General features: G+C 70.7%; 3 protein-coding genes and 1 pseudogene. All 4 read right to left on the bottom strand.

All coding sequences use genetic code 11. The features are described from left to right. Positions 1-835 (bottom strand): annotated as a pseudogene (locus tag GSF22_RS32055) (cytochrome P450); the annotation flags it as partial. After that, on the bottom strand, positions 832-2,088 hold the full coding sequence (locus GSF22_RS32050) for an MFS transporter (RefSeq protein WP_208817653.1): 1,257 nt from the start codon (positions 2,086-2,088) through the stop codon (positions 832-834). The pseudogene GSF22_RS32055 and the gene GSF22_RS32050, both read right to left, overlap by 4 nt. After that, positions 2,085-2,627 carry a TetR/AcrR family transcriptional regulator gene (locus GSF22_RS32045; RefSeq protein WP_208817652.1) on the bottom strand — a complete coding sequence of 181 codons (543 nt, stop codon included), beginning with the start codon at positions 2,625-2,627 and terminating at the stop codon, positions 2,085-2,087. Before GSF22_RS32045 ends, GSF22_RS32050 begins: the two co-directional genes overlap by 4 nt. A gap of 49 nt (positions 2,628-2,676) precedes the next feature. After that, on the bottom strand, positions 2,677-3,396 hold the full coding sequence (locus GSF22_RS32040; protein ID WP_208817651.1) for an ATP-binding cassette domain-containing protein: 720 nt from the start codon (positions 3,394-3,396) through the stop codon (positions 2,677-2,679). Between the last annotated feature and the right edge of the window lie 77 nt (positions 3,397-3,473).

Raw genomic sequence — 3,473 nt, 5'->3', positions numbered from 1 at the left:
GGTTGACGGTGGTCTCGAAGCCGGCGATCAGCAGCAGGCCGCAGGTCGAGACCAGTTCGGCAGAGGTGAGCGCGTCGTTGTCGTGGGCGGCGGTGAGAGTGCTGATCAGGTCGTCACCGGGATCGGCGCGGCGTTGCGCGGCGAGGCGGGTGAACAGGGCGGCCAGTTCTTGGCTGGCGGCATGCAGCTCGCGGGCGTGGCGGGAGGAGCGCACCCCGTCGAGCGCTTGACCGACGGTCATGCCGATGCGGGCGAAGCGGGCCGTGTCAGCGTCGGGGATGCCGAGCAAGTCGCTGATCACCGCGATGGGCAGCGGAGCGGCGAAGTCGGTGATGAGGTCGAAGGTCTCTCGGGTGGCGAGGCGGTCGAGCAGACGTGCGGCGGTTGCGTGCACTTGGTCGGCGTAGCCACGCACGAGGCGTGGCCGGAATGCGGGCGCGGCCAGGCGTCGCAGGCGGGTGTGCTCGGGCGGATCGAGTTCGAGGAAGGAGCCGGTGAGCGGGCCGTTGGCGGCCTCGGTGAGGGCATCGGAGCCAGCGAGGCGTCCGTCGGCGTCGCGGACCGTGAAGCGGGCGTCGCGTAGCACCTGGTCGCAGAGTCGGCGGGAGGTGAGGGCGGTGACGCCGGTGCGGCTGCGTACGACTGGGCCGTGGGCACGGATGCGTTCGTGGATGGCGTAGACATCGTGGTGCGGTCGGATGGACAGGAACTGGGCGACTGGATCGCCAGATGCGGCGAGCAGCCGCACGAAGAGCTGTTGCCAGGCCAAGGTGAGTAGGTCTCGGGTGGGTGGCAATGGCGATTCGGATCCGGCGCTGCGGATGGTGGTGGTCATGGCTGGTCCTCCAGTTCTTCGGTGCGTTCGATGTGGCGCAAGCCCGGTGTCAGGGCGATGTAGGCCGTGCCGAGCAGGCAGCCCAGTGCGATGACCGCGAAGGTGGCAGCCGGTCCGGAAGTCTGCAGCAGCACCCCGGCGAGCAGAGTGCCGACCGGGCTGGCCAGCAGGCTCAGCGATCCGAGCGTGCCGATCACCCGGCCTCGCAGGTGCTGCGGGGTGCGCTCCTGGGCGAGCACCGCGAAGATCGGGTTCACCGGGCCGAATCCCAGACCCACCACGGCCACCAACACGGTGGTCATGGCAGTGCCGGGTGCTAGGGCCAGGGCAGCCAGGGCCGCTGACGCGAGGGTCAGCGACGTGATCACCACCGGTCGCCTCCGGACCCGCCGGGCGAGCGCGCCGTAGCCGAGCGCGCCGACGATCAGGCCGATCGACAGGACCGCCACGAGCAGGCCCGCCTGCCCCTGCGGCCCGCTGGTGCGCGTCGCGCTGGTCAAAGCCAACACCAGCGGTGCGACGAACAGCATGACCAGCATCCCGGCCACCGCCAGCGCACGCAGTGTTGCGTCCCGCCACACGCGGCGCAGACCGGCGGTGGTGGCGGCCAGGTACGACTCCCGCTGGGGGACCGGCCGCAGTTGGCCAGGCACGCTGAGCGCCGTGGTGGCCGCTGCGGCAACGAACATCGCCGCCGCAGCCCACAGCGTGCCGGTAATCCCGACCACGGCAATGCCAATCCCAGCCAGAGCCGGACCCGCGACATTGCCGATACCGTCGGTCGCCTCCCCGCAGGCGTTGACCCGCTCCAGCGGCAGTCCGGCAGCACGGGCCACATCGGGACGTAACGCCTCGCGCGCGGCCATGCCAGGACCGTCGAACGCGGCACCCACCGCCACCAGCGCGGCAACCGAAACGATCGTCAGGCCGGCAACCAGGTCCAGCAGCGGTAACGCTGCGACAGCGGCACCGCTGAGCAGGTCGGCCGCCACGCTGATCCGTCGTCGCCCCCACCGGTCGATCAATGTTCCACCGAAGACGAGCGCGGGCACCATGGCGGCGAACGCCGCCGAGATGGCGAGCCCGGCCAGCGCAGGACTGCCGGTACGCGCCAACACCAGCACCGGCACCACGACCGCGACCATTGCGTTACCGGTCACCGACAGTCCGGTCGAGGTGAGCAACCCTTGCGAGGGCCACCGCGACAGCAACGCCGGGGGCCGGGTCGCAAGCGGTACCGTCGGGGCGCTCATCGCGGTAGGAAACCTGACAGCACGGTGTCGAGTACCAGGCTGGGCGCATCACGGACAGCGAGCCGGCCATCAGCGATGGCCTCCCACGCCGTGCTCACCGCACCGATCACCGCAGTCGCCATCCACCAGGCCGGCAGGTCCGCCCGCACCTGCCCGGCGATCTGGGCTCGCCGCATCAGCGCGATGACCGGCGCGTCGAGCTGCTCGTAACGGGCGACCAGCTCCGGCTCGATGTCCAAGGACCGCTCCCGGAGCAGGAACTCCACCCTCGACCCGAGTGGCACCGTCAGTTCCACCAGCCGGCGCAACGCCTGCTCGACCGCGCCGTCGTCGAGCCGCGCCGCAGCGTACGCCTGCTCGACCAGATCCATCGCCTCGGACGCCAACGCGACCAACAACGCCTGGCGGGTCGGGAATCGCGCGTACAGGGTCGTGCGGCTCACCCCGGCTGCCCGGGCCACGTCACCCAGCGACGCCGTCGGGTCGACGAGCAGCACCCGGGTTGCGACCTCCAGCAGAGTCGCTGACTGAACATTCATGTTCAGAACCATACGCTGAAGTTCGTAAAGCGACAACGGTGTCCACTCCTCATGGCATGACTTGCCAGACCGGATCCTCACGTGAACGGACGTTTTCGATGGACCTTTCCGCGCCGGTCGTCCTTCGGGCGTCGCCCCAGGAGCCAGCAACGCGTAGCTGCTCAGGTGCGTCGTCGGCGACGACCCGCCCGCCGTCGAGGACGATGACCCGGTCGGCGCGCACGATGGTGGCGAGGCGGTGGGCGATCACCAGGGTGGCCCGGTGGTCGCCGGTACTGTCCAGGGCGACGGACAGGTCGGCCTCGGTGGTGGGGTCGAGGTTGGCGGCGGCTTCGTCGAGGACGAGCACCGGTGCTCCGGTGAGCAGGGCCCGGGCGACGGCGTGCCGCTTGCCGCCGGGCAGCGCCGCTCCCCGCTCACCGGCAGGCGTGTCCAGACCGCCCGGTAGGGCGTCGAGGAACGGGGAGAGTTGTGCGGCGTTGGCAGCGGTGCAGACCTCGGCGTTGGTGGGGTCCGGCCGGCCCAGTCGGATGTTGTCGGCGATCCAGCCGGGGAACAGGTGGATGTCCTGCGGTACCACGGTGACAGTGCGCCGCAGGTCGGCGTCGTTGAGGTCGCGTAGGTCCACGCCGCCGACGGTGATCCGCCCGGCGGCTGGGTCGTCGTGGCGCAGTAGCAGGTGCACACAGGTGAACTTGCCTACCCCGGAGGCGCCCACCAGGGCGACCGTCTCACCGGGCCGAACGGTGAACGAGACACCGCGCAGCACCGGCCGCCCTGGCAGGTACCCGAAGCACGTCCTCGAAGATCACCTCGCCGTCGGCGGGTGCGGGCACGGGTCGGGCC

This window comes from Micromonospora echinofusca (genome assembly GCF_017614955.1).
In the GTDB taxonomy this organism is placed as follows: domain Bacteria; phylum Actinomycetota; class Actinomycetes; order Mycobacteriales; family Micromonosporaceae; genus Micromonospora; species Micromonospora echinofusca_A.
Note: the sequence above shows the minus strand (reverse complement) of the source record. Positions and strands in the feature narration are given on the sequence as shown.

Excerpts from the sequence above, each read along its gene's own strand:
- GSF22_RS32045 (WP_208817652.1), bottom strand. The coding sequence starts at position 2,627 with ATGAATGTTCAGTCAGCGACTCTGCTGGAGGTCGCAACCCGGGTGCTG.
- GSF22_RS32050 (WP_208817653.1), bottom strand. The coding sequence starts at position 2,088 with ATGAGCGCCCCGACGGTACCGCTTGCGACCCGGCCCCCGGCGTTGCTG.